Raw genomic sequence first — 20,706 nt, 5'->3', positions numbered from 1 at the left:
CGAGGTTGCTACAACAAGACTTTTTCAGAACTCAGTTCAGTTGAGCCGGAGACATCCGGCGCGACCAGAGGATTAATTCAGATGATCAATGCGTTGACACGAGCAACGAAGCTGTCCGCATGTCTTGCGCTTGCGGCATTCATGAGCACCGCACCGGCCTTGTCGCAGGCGCCGACCCAGGCGCAGCGCGACGCCATCAAGTCGCAATGCCGCAACGACTACATCGCCCATTGCTCAAGCGTACCGCCGGGCGGCGAAGCCTCGCTGCAATGTCTGCAGAAGAACATGGCAAGCCTCGGACCGGGCTGCGCCAGCGCGGTGAAGGCCGTCGAAGCTCCGGCTGCCGCACCGAAGGCAGACTCCGCGCCCGCGGCGGCCAAGACCGAGGCTGCTCCCGCGGCAACGGCCAAGCCCGCCACCGAAGCCGCCGCACCGAAGGTGGCCGGGACGCCGTCCAACACGCAGATCTCCGCGATCCGCAGCGCATGCCGCTCCGATTATCCCAAGGTTTGCGCGGGCGTGCCGACCGGCGGCGCGGCGGCGCTGCAGTGTCTCGAAAAGAACAAGGGCAAGCTTTCGCCGGCCTGCGAGAAGGCCGTCGCCGCCGCTGGTGGCGGCGCCGCCGCGCCGGCCGCCGGCGCTGCAGCGACGACAGCACCAGCCGCGGCGCCGGCCGTGATCGCGTTGCGGCCGCTGCGGCCGCGCGAAGAGCTGTTCGTGCTGCGCTCGGCCTGCGGCGCCGACGTCCGCTCGATCTGTGGCGGCGTCCAACCGGGCGGCGGGCGGATCGTGCAGTGCCTCGCGACCAATGCCGGCTCGCTGTCGCCGGCGTGCCGCGACGTGCTGGCGCCGTTCGCAGCGCGATAATCCTGTTGTCACGCTAGAGACTGGAGAAGGGAGCGAACAATGCTGCGTATTGTCCTGACCGCCGCGCTGCTTTGCGGCGCAACCGCTGTCTACGCCCAGGAGCTGACCACAGCGCAACGCGACGCCTGCATGGGCGACTACGAGAAGTTCTGCAAAAGCGTGACGCCCGGCGGCGGCCGCATCATCGCCTGTCTTGCCAAGCAGAGCGACAAGCTGGCGCCCGCCTGCAAGAAGGTGCTGGCGGAAGCGGAAAAGAAATAGCCGCGCAGGCGGTGAGACGACAGGTGCCCGGCGATTTGCCGGGCACGGAACCGCAGCACCTTGTTGCCACCTGCAGGCCAACCATGCCTCACCCGGGAGAGGGAATTTTCATGCGTTCAATATTGCTGATCGCCGCGGCCCGGCTGTCCTTTGCCGCGACGATGACCTTTGAGTCCTCCGACGCCAATGCGGTCGTTTGCGCGCGCGGCGTCTATCGCGCCGGCTGCGCCGGCCCCAACGGCGCGGTCGTCGCCCGCAAACCCGTCGCCGCCGGCTGCCGCTGGGTATGGGTCGACGGGGTCAAGGTCCGCCGCTGCTACTGAACCCTTCGGCGCCACGCGGCTAGTCGCCGCGCGCAATTTCCCTCTGGCGTTCCCGCCGGAGGACGATTAGTCTGGACCCAAATTGTAAGTACACTGTCAATCTGGGAGGCAGACGTTGCGGATCGCCGTGATCGGCGGAGGGCCCGGCGGGCTCTATTTCGCCTATCTCTGGAAGAAGCGTCATCCCGACGCCGAGATCGATCTGTTCGAGCAGAACGCGGCCGGCGCGACCTGGGGCTTCGGCGTGGTGTTCTCCGAACAGGCGCTGGACTTCCTGCGCGCCGACGACCCCGAGACGGTCGACGCCATCGCCCCGCGGATGGAGAGCTGGAAGAACATCACCCTCAATCTGCGCGGCGAGAGCGTCGAGATCGACGGCGTCGGGTTCTCCTCGATCGGCCGGCTGGCGCTGCTGACGATCCTGCAGGAGCGCGTCCGCAGCACGGGTGTCACGCCGCGCTTCGACACCGTGGTGCAATCGGTCGACGAGCTCAGGGATTACGACCTGATCGTTGCCGCCGACGGGCTGAACTCGATGGTCCGCCGCGACTTCGAGGCCGCGTTCGGCGCCTCGGTCTCGCATTCCTCAAACAAGTTCGCCTGGTACGGCACCACCAAACCCTTCGCGACGCTGTCGCAGACCTTCGTGGCCACCGAGCGCGGCAGCTTCAACGCCCATCACTATCGCTATGCGAAGGACATGAGCACCTTCCTGGTCGAGTGCGACGCGGCGACCTGGGCGGCCTACGGCTTCGCCGACAAGAGCATCGAAGAGTCGCAGGCGATCTGCGAAGACGTGTTCGCCGCGACGCTGGACGGCCACCGGCTGATCTCGAACAAATCGGTGTGGCGCGATTTCCCGTGGATCTGGAACGAGCGCTGGTCGCACGGCAACATGGTGCTGATCGGCGATGCGCTGCATTCGGCGCATTTCTCGATCGGCTCGGGCACGCGGCTCGCGATCGAGGATGCGATTGCGCTGACCAAGGCGCTGGAGACCGAGAGTGGCATTGGCGCCGCGCTTGCCCGCTACGAGAGCGAGCGCAAGCCGATCGTGAAGAAGCTCGTCACCGCGGCGCGGACCAGCGCCGACTGGTACGAGCATTTCCCCGCGCACATGACGCTCGATCTGATGGATTTCGCCTACAGCTACATCACCCGCTCCGGCCGGATCGACGACGCGCGGCTGCGCGCGATGTCGCCCGTCTTCATGGCCCGCTACGCAGCCGCAAAGGGACAATCATGACCGGGATCGCCGACCAGGTTCCGCTGGACAATCCCGGTGCGCGCGAGATCGGCTTTACGATCCCCGAGCGCTACAATGCGAGCCGCATCCTGTTCGACAATCTCGGTAACGGGAATGCCGAACGCGTGGCGCTGACCGGCCCGGCCGGCACGCGGACCTATCGCGAGCTCTGCACTGAGGCCGCACGCTGGGGCCACGCCTTCCGATCGCTCGGGCTGCAGCGCGGTGATCGCGTCCTGCTGTTCCTCGACGACACCACGGTTTATCCGGCGGCATTCTTCGGTGCGGTGCGTGCCGGCTTCGTGCCGCTCTTGATCAACACGCTGACGACGCCCGAGCTGCTGCAATTCTACCTGTCCGACGCCGGCGCGCAGGTCGCCGTCACCGACGCGGAATTCTGTGCGCGCTTCAACGTGGAAGCCTGCATGGACACGCCGCTACGCACGCTGGTCGTGGTCAATGGCGCCGCCGGTGATCACGCGGTTGCCGAAACGCGCGAGGCCGGCGACTGGCTGCAAGGATTTCCGACCGAGCTCGACGCGGCCGACACGCACCGCAACGAGATGGCGTTCTGGATGTATTCGTCGGGGTCGACCGGCCGTCCCAAGGGCATCGTGCATCTGCAGCACGACATGGCCTATAGCGAGCGCGCCTTTGCCCGCAATGTGCTGAACCTAAAGCCCGGCGACATCTGCTTCTCGGTGCCGAAGATCTTCTTCGCCTATGGTTTCGGCAATTCGATCACGTTTCCATTTTCCGTGGGCGCCGCGACGCTGCTGCTGCCGGGCCAGCCGAAGCCGGCCGCGATCTTCTCGGCGATCGGGCAATATCGTCCGACCGTGTTCTTCGGCCTGCCGACGCTCTACATCTCGCTGACCAAGGCTGAAGGCGCCGACACCGCCGATTTCTCCTCGCTGCGGATGGCGGTCTCGGCCGCCGAAGTGCTGTCAGCCGACGTCTTCAACGGCTGGAAGCGGCTCACCGGGCTCGAGATCATCGAAGGCCTCGGCTCGACCGAAGTGCTGCACGTCTATCTCAGCAACCGCGCGGAGCAAAAGAAGCTCGGCGCCGCCGGCCTGCGCGTGCCCGGCTACGAGATCATGCTGCGCGACAGCGATGGCCGCGAGGTCGGCGACAATGAGGAAGGCATCCTGTGGGTACGCGGCGATTCCGCGACCCCGCTGTACTGGAACCGGCCGGACAAGACCGCCGAGACCGTGCGCGAGGACGGCTGGATCTACACCGGCGACCGCTTCATGCGCGACAGCGACGGCTTCCACTTCTTCCGCGGCCGCGCCGACGATCTGATCAAGATCTCCGGCCAGTGGGTCTATCCGCTGGAGGTCGAGCTCTGCCTCGCCGATCACCCCGACGTCCGCGAATGCGCCGTCTACGCCGCCGAATTGCCGGACCGGCGCATGACGCTGCGCGCCGTGGTGGTCATGAACAAGGCCGACTTCGACACGGCCGAGGCGACGCGGCGGCTGCAGGACTACGTCAAGACAAAGCTGTTGCCGTACAAATATCCGCGCGAGGTCAAATTCATCGACGAGCTGCCGAAGACCGGCACCGGCAAGATCGACCGGCAGGCGGTGATGCGGATGTAGGGCGTTGGTTGATGGACGCGGCCACCGCAAATTCAATGTCGTCCCGGCGAAAGCAGGGACCCATAACCACAAATGCTTGTGGCGCGAGGGCTGGAGCCCCAGCCTGCCACAACAACAGCCATCGGTGGTTATGGATCCCGGATCGCGCTTCGCTTGTCCAGGACGACGAGCATTAGCTGCCCCGCCATCCAGCCAAACATTCGATGTCGTCCCGGCGAAGGCCGGGACCCATAACCACAAATATTTGCGGCGCGACGGCTGGGGCCCCAGCCTGCCATAACAACAGCCTTCGGTGGTTATGGGTCCCGGATCGCGCTTCGCTTGTCCGGGACGACGAGTAGTTAGCTAGCCGCCCAGGCCCGTCCCGCCATACAGCCACACATTCAACGTCGTCCCGGCGAAGGCCGGGACCCATAACCACAAATATTTGCGGCGCAAAGGCTGGGGCCCCAGCCTGCCATCACAACAGCCTTCGGTGGTTATGGGTCCCGGATCGCGCTTCGCTTGTCCGGGACGACGAGCATTAGCTGCCCCGCCATCCCGCCACACATTCGATGTCGTCCCGGCGAAGGCCGGGACCCATAACCACAAATATTTGTGGCGCAAAGGCTGGGGCCCCAGCCTGCCATAACAACAGCCTTCGGTGGTTATGGGTCCCGGATCGCGCTTCGCTCGTCCGGGACGACGAGTAAGTAGCTAGCCGCCCAGCCCCGTCCCGCCATACAGCCAGGCGATGTCATCACACCACTGATCCTGCGACTTCGTGCTCATGATCGCGTTGCGGATGCGGGCGTGCTCGCCTGAGGGATGGTAGACGTGCTCGCCGATCGCGCGTGACATCAGCTGCACGCGCGCGGTGCGCGGGAAGCGCTGCGCGCTGTAGGCCGCCAGCGCCGCTGTCTGGTCATCGTGACTGGCCAGCATGTGCGACAGGCAGACCGCGTCCTCCATCGCCTGGCAGGCGCCCTGCGCAAAATATTGCAACATCGGATGCGCGGCGTCGCCGAGCAGCACCACGCGGCCGTCGATCCACTGCTCGTTCGGATCGCGGTCGCACAACACCCAGAGCTTCCAGTTGGTGCCGTGGCGGATGATGTTCTGCGCCCGCTCATGGACGTGGGTAAAACCCTTCATCACCTCGGCCTCGGACACCGGCTTGCCGGCAACCGGCTCCGGCGCATTGTTGTGATAGGTGACGACGAGGTTGAACACTTTCCAGCCCGACAGCGGATAATGCACGATGTGGCATTTCGGCCCGGCCCACAGCGTGGCGGCGTTCCAGCGCAGGTCCTCCGGCATCTGCTCGGTCGGGATCACCGAGCGATAGGTGGTGTGGCCGGAGACGCGCGGCGGACCATCCGCCGTGACTTGCTTGCGGATGTTCGACCACAAGCCATCGGCGCCGATCAGGAGACGGCCGCCGATGCGCTCCCCACTCGCGAGCGTAGCGGTCACCGACGAACCATCCTGCTCGTAGCCTGTCACCTCGCTGGACACGCGCAGTTCGATCAGCTCGTGATTCTGGCACGCGCGCAGGAACACACCGTGCAGATCGCCGCGATGCACCACGGCATAGGGATTGCCGAACCGCGCGCGAAAGGCATCGCCGAGATCGATATGGGTGATCTCGTCGGCGGTCAGCGCATCCATCAGCCTGAGCTGATCGATATAGACGGCCATGTTGCGCGCGGCCTCGCCGACGCCGAGATAGTCGAAGGCGTGGAACGCGTTCGGGCCGAGCTGGATGCCGGCGCCGATCTCGCCGAGCGCGGCGGCCTTCTCCAGCAGGATCGAGCGGATGCCTTTTTGCGCGAGGCCCAGCGCCACGGCAAGGCCGCCAATGCCGCCACCCGCGATCAGGACAGGTCTCGTCTCCGCCATCAGCCCGACCTCCCGAGATGTTCGAGCGCGTCCTCGGCGCGCAGCGGCACCCGCGACGCCTCGTTGTTGAGGTCGACGAGCTGGGTCAACAATGCCAGCAACGTCTTGCGGTCGGCCGGCTTCAGCGGCTGCAGCATTCGCGCCTGCGCCTTGTCGACCGAGGGCATGATGTCGCTCAGCACCGCCGCGCCGGCCTTGGTAAGATAGAGCAGCTTGACCCGCTTGTCCTCGGGCGCCGGCTTGCGCACGATGAACTCCTTGGCCTGCAGCCGTTCGATCACATTGCCGAGCGTGGAACGGTCGAACGCGATCACCGCCGAGAGCCTCGTGGCATCGATGCCGGGATGGGTCGAGATCGTGACCAGCGCGGCATATTGCACCGGCGTCAGGTCGAACGCCCTGCACTCCTCGATGAACAGTGCGACCGCGATCTGCTGCATCCGCCGAAACAGATAGCCGGGCGCGGTATAGACCGCGTCCATGGTGACGGGCGCTGGTTTGTTATTCGGCATCGGGTTGCTTGTCCGGAGCGGCGTCGGCAAACGCCTTGATTTGCTTTGCCGCGGCCTCGGCCTTGAGCAGGCGCGGATAGGCCGAGACGTCGACGCCGAAGCGCCGCGCATTGGCGAGCTGCGGCACCAGGCAGAGATCGGCCAGTGTCGGCGCATCGCCAAAGCAGAACGGGCCGGACTCCGCCGCGATCAGGGTCTCGCAGGCCGACAGTCCCTCGCGATTGGCCCAGGCCGCCCATTCGGTCACCTGCTCCTCGGGCAGGCCGAGCTGACGCAGCCGCGCCAGCACCTTCAAATTCTGCACCGGATGGGTGTCGCAGGCGATCGCCTGCGCAAACGCCCGCACCTTTGCGCGCCGCAGCGGATCCTTCGGCAAGAGCGGCGGGTTGGGATTGGTCTCGTCGAGCCATTCGATGATCGCGAGCGACTGGGTGAGGATCGCGCCAGCGTCGCTCTCCAGGGTCGGCACCAGCCCCTGCGGATTGATCGCGAGATAGGCCGGCGCGCACTGCTCGCCCTTGCGCAGATGATGCGGCAGATGCTCGGACGTGAGCCCCTTCAGGTTGAGGGCGATCCGGACCCGGTAGGACGCGCTGCTCCGGAAATAGCCATGCAGCTTCATCGGAACCTCCCTTGCATTATTCTGGTTTGACGCGTTTTCTTTGCGCGAACCGGTATCCACTTCGCTCGAAAACGCCATGGCTTGCTTCATTGACGCTAGCCATATTGTCAGTATACTGTCAATTAAATTGCACCGACAAGAATGATGGGAGGCTTGCCATGGAAGCCGTGCAGAAGACCCCGGAGCGCGAGGCATTCTACAAGAAGATCGACGGCCAGAACCTCTCGGCGCTGTGGAACGTGATGAACGATCTGATCACGCCGGAGCCGAAAAGCGCCTGCCGTCCTCACTTGTGGAAGTTCGACCAGATCCGCGACTACATGAACGAGGCCGGCAAGCTGATCACGGCCAAGGAAGCCGAGCGCCGCGTGCTGGTGCTGGAAAATCCCGGCCTGCGCGGCCAGTCCAAGATCACGACCTCGCTGTTCGCCGGCGTGCAGATGGTGGTGCCGGGCGACATCGCCCCCGCCCATCGCCATGCCCAATCGGCGCTGCGCTTCGTGCTCGAGGGCAAGGGCGCCTTCACCGCCGTCGACGGCGAGCGCACCGCGATGTCGCCGGGCGATTTCGTCATCACCCCGTCGATGACCTGGCACGACCATTCCAACGAAACCAACGAGCCGATGTTCTGGCTCGACGGGCTCGACATCCCGATGGTGCAGTTCTTCGACTGCTCGTTTGCCGAAGGCGCCAAGGAAGATCAGCAGTCGATCTCCAAGCCGGCCGGCGCCAGCTTCGCGCGCTACGGACACAATCTGCTGCCGATCGACCAGAAGCGAACCTCGAAAACCTCGCCGATCTTCAACTATCCCTATGAATACACCCGCGAGGCGCTGGAGAAGGCCAAGGTCAGCGACGAGTGGGACGCCTGCCACGGGCTGAAGCTGAAATTCTCCAACCCCGAGACCGGCGATTTCGCGATGCCGACCATCGGCACCTTCATCCAGCTGCTGCCAAAGGGTTTCAAGACCGCGCGCTATCGCGCAACCGATGCGACCGTGTTCGCCGCGATCGAGGGCAAGGGCCGCACAAGGGTCGGCGACCAGACCTTCGAGTGGGGACCGCGCGATTTGTTCGTGGTGCCGAGCTGGCACTGGGTCACCCACGAGGCCGATGCCGACTCCGTGCTGTTCTCGTTCTCCGACCGCCCGGTGCAGCAGAAGCTCGACCTGTTCCGCGAGGACAGGGGCAACGCGTAACGATCGTCTGCGCAAGGCACGCAGCGCCCACCTCACGTCGTCCCGGCGAAAGCCGGGACCCATAACCACCGTCCTCGGTTGGCTAAAGAAGCTGCGGCCCCAGCCTGTTTTAACAACCACGCCCTGTGGTTATGGGTCCCTGCTTTCGCAGGGACGACAGCGGGGGTTGTGGCCCGCAGCGTGCTCTCACCGCCAGTGCAACAACCTCGTCTCGAGCAAATTGATCAGCTTCCCCACCGCAAGCCCGAACAGCGACAGGATCACGACGCCGGCGAGCAGCTGATCGGTCTGCATCAGATTGCCGGCCTGCAGGACGAAGGCGCCGATGCCGTATTGCGCGCCGATCATCTCGGCGCTGACCACGAGCAGCAGCGCCACCGACGCGGTGATGCGGAAGCCGGCGAGGATCGAGGGCAGCGCGCCCGGCCAGATCACGCGGCGCACGATGGCGTGGAACGGCACGTTGAAGCTTTGCGCCATCCGGATCAGGTTGCGCGGCACCGCATCGACGCCGCTATAGACCGAGATCGCGGTCGAGAAGAACACGCCAAGCGCAATGGTCGCGATCTTCGGCTCCTCGCCGATCCCGAGCCACAGAATGAGCAACGGCAGCAGCGCGATCTTCGGAATCGGAAACAGCGCCGAGATGAAGGTGATGCCGACGCCGCGCGCCATGGTCGACAGCCCGATCGCGAAGCCGACCACGACTCCGGCGGCCGTGCCGATGATCCAGCCGGTACCGATCCGCATAATGGACCACGACAGGTGCTGCCACAGCGCGCCCGACATCGCGAGCTTATAGATCGCGACCGCGATCGCCGACGGCGCCGGCAGGAACAGCGGATTGACCCAGCCTGCGCTGCCGGCGAGCTGCCAGAGCGCGATCACGAGCGCGAGCGCGATCCAGCCGGCATGTCGGCTGCCGTCGGGGATAAAGCCGGCGCCGCGAAACGCGACCGGGCGCGTAGCCTCCGCCGACTGGTCTTTCGGTTGCTGCGGCGCGCGGTCAAGCATGCTGGACCTCGCGCTCGGCATCGATCGCCTCCTTCCGGATCAGCGACCACAGCTCACTTTGCAGCGAGGCCATCGGCCCGCGCGCGTCCATCGTGCCGCGCTCGGCGCGCGTCATCGGAATGGTCACGATTTCCCGGATCCGGCCAGGACGGCGCGACAGCACCACGACGCGGTCGGCGAGCCGCACCGCTTCCTCGAGATTATGCGTGACATAGACCGCGCCCATCGCACCGTCGGCGAGCAGCCGCACGAAATCCTCCATCAGGAGCTCGCGGGTCTGCGAATCCAGCGCCGACAGCGGCTCGTCCATCAGCAGGATCGCCGGGCGAACCGCGAGTGCCCGCGCAATGCCGACGCGCTGGCGCATGCCGCCGGACAGTTGCTTCGGATAGGCGGCGCGAAAATCCGACAGCCCGGTGCGGCGCAGCGCATCGTCGATCACGGCGCTGCGCTCGCCGGCACTCAAGCCCGTATGCAGCAGCGGAAACGCGACGTTCTCCTCGACCGTGTTCCACGGCAGCAGCGCAAAATCCTGGAACACGAAGGTCAGCGGATTGAGGCTATCAGCCGGCGCCGCGCCGCGCAGCTCAGCGGCACCTTTGCTCGGCCGCAGCAGGCCGCCAAGGATCGACAGCAGGGTGCTCTTGCCGCAGCCGGACGGCCCGACGATCGCGACGATCTCGCCGGCGCGGACCGTGAAGGAGACATCGTCGAGCACGTCGAGCGCGCCGAAGCGATGGCTGATATGGTCGGCGATCAGGTCCATCTACCGGCTCACTCTTTGACCCGTCATCCTGAGGAGCGCGCACTTGCGCGCGTCTCGAAGGATGGACGGCCGGTCACTATCGGGGCCGTCGATCCTTCGAGACGCCGCTTCGCGGCTCCTCAGGATGACGGGGATAGAGTTGTGCACGCGGTCCCACATCAATCCGCCTTCACGTAATCCTTGGCGATGATCGCATTGGCATCGAAACCCTTGTCCACGAAACCCTGCCCCTGCAGCCATTTGATCTGGTTGTCGAGGTTCTTCACGTCGAGCTTGCCGTCGGGATCGATATAGGCGCAATTGCCGACCACCTGCGCGACCGGCAGGTTGGTGTATTTGGCAATGATCTCGAGCAGCGGCCTGGTCTTGTCGTTGATCGGCGCCACGCCGTCCTTGATCGCAGTCAGGATCACATCGTGATATTCGTGGTCGGCACGGGTGAGCGCGGTGAGCAGCCTGGTCACCAGCGGTGCGTTGGTCAGCGCCTTCGGCGACGCGAAGATGGCGCCTAACTGCCACGGCGTCTCGTCGCCGACCCAGCCGAGCAATTTCGCGCCGTTGGAATCCATCAGCGTCCGCGCGGTCGAGACCGGCAGCAGCGCGGCGTCGACGGTTTCGCCCTTCAGCGCCGCGGCTGCGTTCGACAGCGACTGCAGCGGCACCACCTTCACCTCGGACAGCTTGAAGCCGTATTTGTCGGCGAGCAGGCCGAGCGAATAATGGAAGCTGGAGCCGACCTGGGTCACCGCGACGCGCTTGCCCGCCAGATCCTTCGGCGTCTTGAGGCCGGCGGCATAGGCGTTGTTGCTGGCGAAGTAGCCGATCAGGGGATAGCCGGCCTTCTCGCGGCTCATGCCGCCGATCACCTTCAGCGTGCCCTTGCCGGCGAGATTATAGAGCCCCGCGGTGACGGCGGTGATGCCGAAATCGACATCGCCCGACGCGGTCGCGACCGCGATCGGCTGCGCCGCGTCGAAGAACTTGAGCTCGACGTCGAGGCCGGCGTCGCGGAAATAGCCCTTGTCCTGCGCAATGAACACCGGCGCCGAGGACGACAGGCGCAAGACGCCGATCTTCGCCTTCAGGAGATCATCGGCCCGCGCGAGACCGCTCGCGGCCCACACCAGGAGACCCGCGAGTGCGAGCCGCGCCCAACCCATCATTGCCGTCTCCACCTACAACCCCTCGGGCACGGCCTGATCGCGGCCGATGAACGCGCCCTGTTTGCCAAGCTGTTGTTGCAACTTTTCGACGGAAATGTCGCGCGGAATCGTATTGCCCGACAGCGCCAGCGCCGCCGCAGTTCCCGCCGCCTCGCCCATCACAAAGCAGGCACCGGAGACGCGCGCCGCCGATTGTCCCTCATGGGTCATCGAGGCGCAGCGGCCGGCGACCAGGAGATTGTCGACGCCCTCCGGTACCAGCATGCGGTACGGCAACTCGTTATAGCCGCGGCTCTCCGGGATCGGCGGAAACTCGAAGATCACATCACCCGGCACATGGGATTCCTTCGGCCAACCATTGACGCCGATCGAATCCTCGAACGAGGCGCAGCCCAGCACATCCTCGCCTGACAGCATGTATCCGCCGATCACACGCCGCGTCTCGCGGATGCCGAGCTGCGGCGGCAGATCGACGATGTAGGAATTCTCGAAGCCGGGCACCGTGCGCAGGAACCTGAACGCTTCGACCGCCTGGCGGCGGCCCTCGATCTCGCCGCGCGTCATGTCGTCAGGATCGACACCGGAAATGGCGCCGCCATCGCTTCGCGTCACCTGGGTGAAATTCACCCGCCATTCGATCTGCGATTTCTGCGGCCGCACGATCGCCGACTTGCGCGGGAATGTGTGGGTGCCGGCGGCCTCGGCCTCAGCCATCAGCGCCGGGATGGTGCGCCAGGCATCGCCGGCCTTCGCTGGATCGATGCCGTTGAGGCGGAACATCATCGAGGGGTAGAGCATGCCGCCGGCATTATCGCCGACTTCATGGGGCGCACCGGCCCACACCGCGAGATCGCCGTCACCGGAGCAATCGATGAAGATGCTGGCGCGCACGGCCTGACGGCCGGCCTTGGTTTCCACCATCAGCGCACGGATATGCGAACCATCCATGACGACGCCGGCGCCGAGCGCGTGGAACAGAATGTCGACCTTGTGATGTGCGAGCAGATCGTCGGCCGCGATCTTGTAGGCCGCGGTGTCGTAGGCCTGCGCAAGGATCTTGCCGAGGATCAGATGCGGCGCGTTCAGCCCGCCGAGCCGGTCGATCCGCGCCAGGAGGTCGGAGGCAATGCCCTGCACCACGCGGTGCATCTCGCCGAAGATGTTGGCGTGCAGTCCGCAGAAGTTGGTCACGCCGGCCGCGGTGCCCATGCCGCCGAGAAATCCGTAACGCTCGATCAGGAGCGTCCGCCGTCCGGTACGTGCCGCGCCGACCGCTGCCGCGATGCCGGCCGGTCCGCCGCCCAGCACCACCACGTCGTATTCGCCATAGACCGGGACCTGCCGCGCAGGTTCTTCGATCGTGCTCGCTCGCATCATTTCCGCCCTGAACAAAGTTGATTGGGCCAACTATGAATTGATGCGGATTGCAGTACAATCTACCAAATTATGTAATCAGCTTTCGCGAATCGAGAAAGGCGAGCAAGGCAGATGGATACGCTGGTCAATCTCGAAGCCTTCCTCGCCACCGCCGATGCCGGCGGCTTTTCCGCCGCGGCGCGCAAGCTCAATATCGCGACATCCGTCGTCGCCAAGCGCGTGACCCAGCTCGAGGAGCGGATCGGCACCGCGCTGTTCTACCGCTCGACCCGCCAGTTGCGGCTGACCGAGGCCGGGCAGCAATATGTGCATCGCGCCCGCGGCGTGGTTGCCGATGTCGGCGATCTCTTGTCGCGGATGGGCGAGAAGCAGCGCGACCTCTCCGATCATCTGCGCGTCAAGGCGCCGACTTCGCTGACGGTGGCGCGGCTCGCCGATGCCTTCACGATCTTCCAGAAACAGAACGGAAGCGTGAAGCTCGAGATCGTGATGATCGATCGTCCGGTCGATCCGGTGACCGAAGGTTTTGATATCGCGATCGGCGCCTTCCCGCATTCCTTTGGCGGCGTGGTTGACGAGCCTTTGTGCCGGCTGCCGCGTCTCGTATGCGCCTCGCCGGCCTATCTGAAGAAGCACGGCACGCCGAAACATCCGCGCGACCTGGTCGATCATCGCTGCCTCAGCTTCCTGCCGACCGGACCGGAATGGCCGTTCGAGGGACCGCGCGGCCGCATCAATATCCAGGTCCGCCCGATTCTCTCTTCGAACGAAGGCCGCGTGCTGACGCAAAGCGCGATCGCCGGCAACGGCATCGCGCTGCTCTCGCATTATCTGGTCGCGGACGCGCTGCGCGCCGGCGCGTTGCAACCGGTACTCACCGACTTTCCGATCCCCGAATTGTGGGTCAAGGCCGCCGTTCCCGAGCGCCGCATCGATGCCGCCGCGGTGCAGGCGCTGCTGAAGACATTGAAAAAAACGCTGTCGCAGCCGCTGTGATGCGACGCCGGCCTTGCCGGTCGCATGCCGAGCTGAGACAAGGACGCGAAAGGATCGCCCGCTTGAAACTCCTGATCTCAATGTCGTTTGGTCTCATCATCGTCGCTGGGCCCGCGGCCGCGATCGAGACCTGCCGCTTCATTGAGGCCAAGGCGGATCGCGAGGCTTGCTACCATCGGCAAGAGCAGGAACTTGCGGCGAAGCGCAAGCCCGAGCCGCCGGTGACGCGGTCGAGCGAATCGAAGACGTTCGATCAGCTGCAGCAGATGCGCCGCGACGACGAAGAGGTCTATCGCAGCATGCGCGGCATCTGCCGCGGCTGCTGAGCTTACGCGCCGCCGCCCCACCGGCCCGCGCGCTTCTCGGCGAAGGATGCAAGCCCCTCGGCTGCCTCGGCGGTCTGGCGCTTGGCCGAATGCAGATGAACGAGGCGCTTGTAGGCCTCGTCGTCCACCGCCATGCCGCCGAACGAGCTTTCCATCGCGAGCTTCTTGGTCTCGGCCATCGCATCCGGCGCGTTGCCGAGCAGCTGCTCGACGACCTTGGCGCCGGCGCTGTCGAGTTCGGCCAGCGGCACCACCTCATGGACAAGGCCGATGCGGCGGGCATCCTCGGCGCCGAACCGTTCGCCGGTCAGCGCATAGCGGCGCACCTGGCGGACGCCGATCGCGTCGCAGAGCTGCGGGATGATGATCGCCGCGGTCAGGCCCCAGCGCACCTCGGTGATCGAGAACAGCGCATTGTCGGCCGCGATCACGATGTCGCAGGCCGAGATCACGCCGGTGCCGCCGCCGAAGCAGCCGCCCTGCACCAGCGCGACGGTCGGGACCGGCAGCGTGTTGAGACGCTGCACCGCCTCGAAGGTGGCGCGCGACGCCGCCTCGTTCTCCTCGAACGATTTCGGCCGCACGCCGTTGATCCATTTCAGGTCGGCGCCGGCCTGGAAATGCTTGCCGTTGCCGTTCAGCACGACGACGCGCACCGGCTTGGTCGAGAGATCGTCGATCGCGGCCAGCACGCCCGCAATCAGCGCGCCGTCATAAGCATTGTTGACCTCGGGACGATTCAGCGTGACGGTCGCGACCCCGCGCGCATCGAGGCTCCACAGGACTGGGCTGGCCGACATGACGTTGCTCCCTCGTTCGGCATTGCTGTTATCTTGTACTAGCCTTGCACTATGGCGAGAGCGGATGCCTTGATCCATCACTTTCGGGCGCGCACGACCGCGCCCCGCGCATGACGGGTTGCGCGATGCCCCGCGCTTGTGGAAACTGACGGGCACGTTACGGAGATTTGTTCCACTCATGCGTATTTGCATTTTCGGCGCGGGCGCCGTCGGCAGCCACTTCGCGGTCCGGCTCGCGCGCGCCGGTCACGATGTGGCCTGCGTGATGCGCGGGCCGCATCTCGACGCGGTCAGGGCCAGCGGACTGACGCTGAAGGTCGGCGATAGCAGCGTCACCGCGAAGGTGAAGGCCTCCGCCGATCCTGCCGATCTGGGGCCGCAGGACATCGTCATCAGCACACTGAAGGCGACCGGCATCGGCGCGCTCGCAGCCGGGCTCCCGCCGCTGCTTCAGCGCGACACATCAATCGTGTTCGCGCAGAACGGCATTCCCTGGTGGTACGATCTCGGCCTGCCGCCACAGCATCCCGCGATCCCCGATCTCGGCTTCCTCGATCCCGGCGGGCATTTGCGCAGCGCCGTCCCGAAGCAGCGGATCATCGGCGGCGTGATCTTTTCCTCCAACGAGGTGATCGCGCCAGGGGTCGTCGCGAACCTGTCGCCGGACCGCAACCGCCTCTTGATCGGCGAATGCGACGATCGCCAGGGCGAGCGCATCGCCCGCCTGCGCGCGGCGCTCGACGACGCCGCGATCGAATCGCCTGAGGTCAAGCAGATCCGCGAGACGATCTGGTCGAAGCTGTTGACCAACATGTCGATGTCGGTGCTCTGTCTGTTGACCGGGCTGACCGCGCGCGGCGTCCGCGACGATCCTGACATGCAGGACGTGATCCCGCGCCTGCTCGACGAGGCTAATGCGGTGGCGACACGCTACATTCCCGAGGTCAAGCGCGTCACCCGCTCAGGGCCGGCGCCGGACCACAAGCCGTCGATCCTGCAGGATTACGAACTCGGACGCGGCATGGAGATCGATGTGCTGGTGCGCGCACCGGCGGCATTCGCCCGCGCGGCCGCCATTTCGACCCCGATGCTCGACCTGATGGCCGCGCTCGCGATCCAGAAGGCGCGTGACAAGCGCCTGTATCAGGACTGACAATCCGACCCACCACGATAACAAGCAGGGACATCGAACCATGCAAGTCAAGGACAAGGTCTGTGTCGTCACCGGCGGCGCGAGCGGGATCGGCGAGGCGGTGGCGCGGGCCTATGCGGACGCCGGTGCTCGCGGCGTCGTGGTCGCCGATCTCAAGACCTCGCGCGATCGGCTCGCGAGCGTCGCCGGCGACATCGACGGCCTCGCCGTCACCGCCGATGTCGGGCTCGAGGAGGACATCAAGGCGCTGATCGCCGCGGCCGAGGACAAATATGGTCCGGTCGACGTGTTCTTCTCCAATGCCGGGCTCTCGCGCAAGGGACAGGAGGCCGCCTCCGATGCCGACTGGGACGTGAGCTGGCGCGTGCATGTGATGAGCCACGTGTACGCGGCGCGCGCGCTGGTGCCCGGCATGCTCGCGCGCGGCTCCGGCTATCTCATCAACACCGCATCCGCCGCGGGGCTGCTGGCCTCGCTGAACTCGATGCCTTACGGCGTGACCAAGAATGCCGCGGTCGCGCTCGCCGAGCATCTCGCCATCCAGTATGGCGATCGCGGCATCCGCGTCTCCGTGCTCTGTCCGCAATCGGTGCAGACGGGCATGACGACGCCGGGCCCGAGTGCCGCGCGCGTCGACGGCGTGCTGCAGCCGGGCGAGGTCGCGCGCATGGTGATCGAGGCGATGGCGGAAGAACGCTTCCTGATTCTCTCGCATCCGCAGGTGCAGGAATACATGCAGCGCAAGGCCACCAACCGCGAGCGCTGGCTGTCCGGCATGCGCCGCCTGCGCGACCGGATCTATGGCGGGGTGGCGTCATAAAAACTTCATCCGTCATTGCGAGGAGCGACAGCGACGAAGCAATCCACGCTTCCGCAAGTTAAGAGATGATTGCTTCGCTTCGCTCGCAATGACGGAGCTTATTCATTTGAAGCTGGCGCGAATCCTTCGAGCAGACCGTGGTATTTTTTCGCCGCGGGCGAAGCGTAAGCACCGCGACGCGACGTCGTAAGCCTGAGGCCGGCAAGCGCTTCCGCCTGCTTCACCGCGGCGGCCACGCCGTCGACCACAGGCACGCCGAACTGCACCGACAGCTCGCGGGCAAGATCGGCCATGCCGGCGCAGCCGAGCACGATGGCATCCGCGCCCTTGTCCAGCGCGCGGGCGATCTCCGCCTCCAGCTTCGGCCTCGCGCCCGAGCCCGGCTTCTCGAGATCGAGCACCGCGACGTCGCAGGCGGTGACCACCGCGCGGTCGGCAAAGCCGTAGCGGCGCACCAGTTCCTCCAGCGGCACGATCGAGCGCGACAGCGTGGTAACGATGCCGATGCGCTTGGCGATCTGCCCGGCGGTGACCAAGGCCGCTTCGCAGACGCCGACCACCGGATAGCGGGCCGCCGACCGCGCGGCATCCAGCCCGGTGTCGTCGAAACATGCGACGATGCCGGCATCGGCATCGGGCGTCTTCAGCAGCGCCTCGATCAGCCCGGGAACGGCGAAGGCCTCGTCATAGAAGCCTTCGATCGAGGCCGGTCCCATCGACGACGTAACGGCGACGATCTCGGTGCCCGGCGCGGCCACCGCTTGCGCCGCGGCCGCGATGGTCGCGGTCATCGACGCGGTGGTGTTGGGATTGACGATCAGGATCCTGGTCATGGGTGGAGATTAGTAGCCCGGATGGAGCGAAGCGCAATCCGGGACGGTGTCACAGGGCGGAAGGGCCTGTCCCGGATTTCGCTTCGCTGCATCCGGGCTACAAGACTACGAATGCTTCGCCACCCAGCCCGCGAAGGCATCGAGCACCTCGGCCATCACCTCGCGGTCGTTGCGGCCGGAGCGCTTGAGGACATGGAAGGAGTGGTCGGCCTCCTGCGCGAGATGCAGCGTCGCGCGATGACCCAACCCCTTCACCACGGGCTCGAGCAGGTCGAGCTCGGCCAGCGCATCGCGCGTGCCCTGCAGGAACAGCATCGGGACCTCGACCTCGGCGAGATGCTTGGCCCGCTCGCTCGACGGCTTGCCGGCGGGATGCAGCGGAAAGCCGAGAAACACCAGCCCGCGCACGCCGGCGAGCGGCGCCTTGGCCTGTGCCTGCGAGGTCATGCGTCCGCCGAACGACTTGCCGCCGGCGAACAGCGGCAGTTCGCCGCAATGACGCGCGGCCTCCGCCACCGCGGCACGCACCGTTGCCTGCGCGACGGCGGGCGGATCGGGCCGCTTGCTGCCCTTCTCCATGTAGGGAAACTGATAACGCAATGTCGCGATGCCGCGCTCCGCCAGGCCCTCCGCGATCGCGGCCATCGAGGAATGCGTCATGCCGGCGCCGGCGCCATGGGCAAACACATAGGCGCTGCGGGCCTGCGCCGGCCGCAGCAGCAGCGCGGACACCGTGCTGTGGTCCGAGACCGTGATCGTGAGCGGCTGCGCGCCTGACGTGTTCAAAATGACATCTCGAAGAATTGTTGCGCCGTTGTTTCTAGCCGCAGGCCTCGATGCGCGCAAATGCCGCCGCGGAGGGAACGCCGCAAGTGAACTGGCTCACAGCCAATCAACATTTCCGTTGTTAGACCAAGCGCCGCCACTGTAGGATAGCGCACACCGCATCACACGCTTAGCGCGAACTCGTTTTTCGGCGAATTTTAACATCTCATCCATATCACGCGCGGGTACCGCGAATTGGGGGAACGGGGCATGCCTCGCAAGACGATATTCGTCACCGGACTGTTGATTGTCGCCGGCGTCCTCTATTTCAAGGACGATATCGAGACGGTCGCGAGCGGCTTCCGCGTCAAGGTCGTCGACTACCAGCCGTCGGCAAAGACCGTGTGGCTGGATCAGAATGTCAGCGCGGAGCGGCTGCGCTGGTTCTACCACGCCGACCAGGGCACGCGGACCTTCGGCATTCCCCATGAATGGTTCATGGCGCTGGAGCAGCCGACGGTCTGGCCGCTGTTCACCGCGGCGCCGCGACTCAGCGAGACCAATTATCTCGGCCGCTTCGGCTTTATTCCCGACACGGTGATTCCGGGCAAACCCGATGCGCTGCCGATCGGCTTTGCGCAGGGCGGCCCGATGGCCGATGCCAACGGCGCGCCATGGCGCAACCCGCACAGCAAGGCCGACATGACCGGCGTAGGCCTCACCTGCGCCGCCTGCCACACCGGCAGCTTCAGCTATCGCGGCACCGAGATCGTGATCGACGGCGGACCGGCCAACACCAATCTGTTCGAATTCCAGAAGAGCGTCGGCGTCTCGCTGCTGCTGACGCGCTTCTGGCCGGGGCGCTTCTCGCGCTTTGCCGACGAGATCCTCGGCAAGGATGCCAGCCTCGACGAGCGCATGGCGCTGCGCGGCCAGCTCGACCTCGTGCTGAAGCAATACGCCAACATCAATTCGCTGGAGAACAAGGTCGCCGCCAACAGCGTCGAGGAAGGCTATGCGCGGCTCGACGCGCTGAACCGGATCGGCAACCAGGTGTTCTCGATCGACCTGAACAACCCGAACAACTACGCCTCGCATTCGGCGCCGGTGCATTTCCCGCGGATCTGGAACGCACCGTGGTTCAGCTGGGTGCAATATGACGGCTCGATCATGCAGCCGATGGTGCGCAACGCCGGCGAGGCGCTCGGCGTCAGCGCCGAGCTCAACCTGCTCGACGAGTCCAAGGGGCTTTACAAATCGAGCGCGCGGATCGACGTGCTGCACGAGATGGAGCGGATGATCGCCGGCGAGCCGCCCAGCGAGGACAGGGGTTTTGGCGGACTGGCGTCGCCGAAATGGCCGGAGAACATCCTGCCGCCGATCAACATGGATCTCGCGAAGAAGGGCGGCGAGCTCTACAAGGCGCATTGCCAGGGCTGTCACGGCCCGGCGATCGACAGCAAGGCGCTGCCGGCGAGCGAAGCCTTTGCGCTGTTCAAGGACAAGAAGCGCTGGACCAGGAACGAGGCCGGCCAGCCGCTGCTCGATGTCGAGATGATTCCGATCAGCCATATCGGCACCGACAGCGCGCAGGCCGAGGGCCTCGCGCACCGCACCGTCGAGACGCCGGCCAATCTGAACATCAAGGACAGCAGTTTCGGTCCGGCGCTCGGCGATCTCGTCGAGAAGACCGTCGACTATTGGTACGACCAGAACAAGACCCCGCCGGAAGATCGCAAGCGCATCAACGGCTACCGGCCGAACGAGATCCAGGCGCCGCTCGCCTACAAGGTCCGGCCGCTCAACGGCATCTGGGCGACCCCGCCCTATCTGCACAACGGCTCGGTCCCGACCATCTACGCACTGCTGTCGCCGGTGAAGGATCGTCCCGCGACCTTCTATCTCGGCAGCCGGGAGTATGATCCGAAGGATCTCGGCTACGTCTGGAAGGACAAGATCAAGAACGCCTTCATGCTCGACACCACCAAGCGCGGCAACGGCAATTCCGGACACGAATTCTCCAACGAGAAGCGCACCGGCGTGATCGGGCCGGAGCTGAAGGAAGACGAACGCCGCGCCCTGATCGAGTTCATCAAGACGCTGTAGGCCCCCGAAGGGACTGCGCCCCCTCTCCCGCTTGCGGGCAGAACTATCGCATATGTCCCCTGGCGACCG

Annotated in this window: 21 protein-coding genes; 11 read left to right on the top strand and 10 right to left on the bottom strand. The window is 65.5% G+C overall.

Annotated features, from left to right (window positions below):
• Nucleotides 1–81: 81 nt before the first annotated feature.
• The 5 genes from ACVIHF_RS37530 (at nucleotide 82) to ACVIHF_RS37510 (ending at nucleotide 4,304) form a co-directional block, all read left to right on the top strand.
• Nucleotides 82–867, top strand: a complete 786-nt coding sequence (locus ACVIHF_RS37530; RefSeq protein ID WP_310880784.1) for a cysteine rich repeat-containing protein — start codon at nucleotides 82–84, stop codon at nucleotides 865–867.
• 39 nt (nucleotides 868–906) lie between these two features.
• Complete coding sequence (locus ACVIHF_RS37525) at nucleotides 907–1,128, top strand: cysteine rich repeat-containing protein (protein WP_028336261.1); 222 nt, start codon at nucleotides 907–909, stop codon at nucleotides 1,126–1,128.
• A gap of 110 nt (nucleotides 1,129–1,238) precedes the next feature.
• Complete coding sequence (locus tag ACVIHF_RS37520; RefSeq protein WP_310880783.1) at nucleotides 1,239–1,451, top strand: hypothetical protein; 213 nt, start codon at nucleotides 1,239–1,241, stop codon at nucleotides 1,449–1,451.
• Between the two features lie 115 nt (nucleotides 1,452–1,566).
• Entirely contained in the window at nucleotides 1,567–2,697 is a 1,131-nt protein-coding gene (locus ACVIHF_RS37515; RefSeq protein WP_310880782.1) for an FAD-dependent monooxygenase, read from the top strand.
• Nucleotides 2,694–4,304 (top strand): benzoate-CoA ligase family protein, encoded by a 1,611-nt coding sequence (locus ACVIHF_RS37510; protein WP_456793490.1) that lies wholly within the window; start codon nucleotides 2,694–2,696, stop codon nucleotides 4,302–4,304. Before ACVIHF_RS37515 ends, ACVIHF_RS37510 begins: the two co-directional genes overlap by 4 nt.
• A gap of 696 nt (nucleotides 4,305–5,000) precedes the next feature.
• Here ACVIHF_RS37510 and ACVIHF_RS37505 read toward each other — a convergent pair.
• The 3 genes from ACVIHF_RS37505 to maiA are packed head-to-tail and all read right to left on the bottom strand — an operon-like array spanning nucleotide 5,001 to nucleotide 7,319.
• Complete coding sequence (locus ACVIHF_RS37505) at nucleotides 5,001–6,185, bottom strand: 3-hydroxybenzoate 6-monooxygenase (protein ID WP_310883456.1); 1,185 nt, start codon at nucleotides 6,183–6,185, stop codon at nucleotides 5,001–5,003.
• Nucleotides 6,185–6,697: a MarR family winged helix-turn-helix transcriptional regulator gene (locus ACVIHF_RS37500; RefSeq protein ID WP_057020139.1), complete on the bottom strand. Its 513-nt coding sequence runs from the start codon at nucleotides 6,695–6,697 to the stop codon at nucleotides 6,185–6,187. Before ACVIHF_RS37500 ends, ACVIHF_RS37505 begins: the two co-directional genes overlap by 1 nt.
• Nucleotides 6,687–7,319 (bottom strand): maleylacetoacetate isomerase, encoded by a 633-nt coding sequence (maiA, locus tag ACVIHF_RS37495; protein WP_076832895.1) that lies wholly within the window; start codon nucleotides 7,317–7,319, stop codon nucleotides 6,687–6,689. Before maiA ends, ACVIHF_RS37500 begins: the two co-directional genes overlap by 11 nt.
• A gap of 158 nt (nucleotides 7,320–7,477) precedes the next feature.
• Here maiA and gtdA point away from each other — a divergent pair, with 158 nt between their 5' ends.
• The gene (gtdA, locus tag ACVIHF_RS37490) at nucleotides 7,478–8,518 is read left to right on the top strand and encodes a gentisate 1,2-dioxygenase (RefSeq protein ID WP_038384747.1); all 1,041 of its coding nucleotides are present in this window, start codon (nucleotides 7,478–7,480) and stop codon (nucleotides 8,516–8,518) included.
• 186 nt (nucleotides 8,519–8,704) lie between these two features.
• On the opposite strand, the gene ACVIHF_RS37485 is transcribed toward gtdA, so the two are convergent.
• The 4 genes from ACVIHF_RS37485 to ACVIHF_RS37470 form a co-directional block, all read right to left on the bottom strand.
• Entirely contained in the window at nucleotides 8,705–9,532 is an 828-nt protein-coding gene (locus tag ACVIHF_RS37485) for an ABC transporter permease (RefSeq protein WP_456781785.1), read from the bottom strand.
• Nucleotides 9,525–10,298, bottom strand: a complete 774-nt coding sequence (locus ACVIHF_RS37480) for an ABC transporter ATP-binding protein (protein WP_456793489.1) — start codon at nucleotides 10,296–10,298, stop codon at nucleotides 9,525–9,527. Before ACVIHF_RS37480 ends, ACVIHF_RS37485 begins: the two co-directional genes overlap by 8 nt.
• A 158-nt stretch (nucleotides 10,299–10,456) precedes the next feature.
• The gene (locus ACVIHF_RS37475; protein WP_456793488.1) at nucleotides 10,457–11,461 is read right to left on the bottom strand and encodes an ABC transporter substrate-binding protein; all 1,005 of its coding nucleotides are present in this window, start codon (nucleotides 11,459–11,461) and stop codon (nucleotides 10,457–10,459) included.
• Nucleotides 11,462–11,473: 12 nt separating this feature from the next.
• Nucleotides 11,474–12,835 carry an FAD-dependent oxidoreductase gene (locus ACVIHF_RS37470; RefSeq protein WP_456793487.1) on the bottom strand — a complete coding sequence of 454 codons (1,362 nt, stop codon included), beginning with the start codon at nucleotides 12,833–12,835 and terminating at the stop codon, nucleotides 11,474–11,476.
• Between the two features lie 114 nt (nucleotides 12,836–12,949).
• Between ACVIHF_RS37470 and ACVIHF_RS37465 the strand changes: the two genes are divergently transcribed.
• Both ACVIHF_RS37465 and ACVIHF_RS37460 read left to right on the top strand, forming a co-directional pair.
• A complete protein-coding gene (locus ACVIHF_RS37465) occupies nucleotides 12,950–13,834 on the top strand; it encodes a LysR family transcriptional regulator (protein WP_456793486.1) in 885 nt (294 codons plus the stop codon).
• Between the two features lie 62 nt (nucleotides 13,835–13,896).
• The gene (locus ACVIHF_RS37460; RefSeq protein WP_456793485.1) at nucleotides 13,897–14,160 is read left to right on the top strand and encodes a hypothetical protein; all 264 of its coding nucleotides are present in this window, start codon (nucleotides 13,897–13,899) and stop codon (nucleotides 14,158–14,160) included.
• 2 nt (nucleotides 14,161–14,162) lie between these two features.
• Here ACVIHF_RS37460 and ACVIHF_RS37455 read toward each other — a convergent pair whose 3' ends face one another.
• Nucleotides 14,163–14,960 carry an enoyl-CoA hydratase-related protein gene (locus ACVIHF_RS37455; protein WP_456793484.1) on the bottom strand — a complete coding sequence of 266 codons (798 nt, stop codon included), beginning with the start codon at nucleotides 14,958–14,960 and terminating at the stop codon, nucleotides 14,163–14,165.
• A 178-nt stretch (nucleotides 14,961–15,138) separates the two neighbouring features.
• On the opposite strand from ACVIHF_RS37455, the gene ACVIHF_RS37450 reads away from it, so the two are divergent.
• Together ACVIHF_RS37450 and ACVIHF_RS37445 are read left to right on the top strand one after the other, a co-directional pair.
• Nucleotides 15,139–16,113 carry a 2-dehydropantoate 2-reductase gene (locus ACVIHF_RS37450; protein ID WP_456793483.1) on the top strand — a complete coding sequence of 325 codons (975 nt, stop codon included), beginning with the start codon at nucleotides 15,139–15,141 and terminating at the stop codon, nucleotides 16,111–16,113.
• Nucleotides 16,114–16,153: 40 nt separating this feature from the next.
• Nucleotides 16,154–16,933: an SDR family oxidoreductase gene (locus tag ACVIHF_RS37445; protein WP_456793482.1), complete on the top strand. Its 780-nt coding sequence runs from the start codon at nucleotides 16,154–16,156 to the stop codon at nucleotides 16,931–16,933.
• A 98-nt stretch (nucleotides 16,934–17,031) separates the two neighbouring features.
• Here the strand turns inward: ACVIHF_RS37445 and ACVIHF_RS37440 are convergent, their stop codons facing one another.
• Both ACVIHF_RS37440 and ACVIHF_RS37435 read right to left on the bottom strand, forming a co-directional pair.
• On the bottom strand, nucleotides 17,032–17,766 hold the full coding sequence (locus ACVIHF_RS37440) for an aspartate/glutamate racemase family protein (RefSeq protein ID WP_456793481.1): 735 nt from the start codon (nucleotides 17,764–17,766) through the stop codon (nucleotides 17,032–17,034).
• A 105-nt stretch (nucleotides 17,767–17,871) separates the two neighbouring features.
• Nucleotides 17,872–18,552, bottom strand: a complete 681-nt coding sequence (locus tag ACVIHF_RS37435; protein ID WP_456793480.1) for an alpha/beta hydrolase family protein — start codon at nucleotides 18,550–18,552, stop codon at nucleotides 17,872–17,874.
• A gap of 249 nt (nucleotides 18,553–18,801) precedes the next feature.
• Between ACVIHF_RS37435 and ACVIHF_RS37430 the strand changes: the two genes are divergently transcribed.
• Entirely contained in the window at nucleotides 18,802–20,637 is a 1,836-nt protein-coding gene (locus ACVIHF_RS37430) for a di-heme-cytochrome C peroxidase (protein WP_456793479.1), read from the top strand.
• Nucleotides 20,638–20,706 lie beyond the last annotated feature (69 nt).

This window comes from Bradyrhizobium sp. USDA 4506 (genome assembly GCF_054058795.1).
Note: the sequence above shows the minus strand (reverse complement) of the source record. Positions and strands in the feature narration are given on the sequence as shown.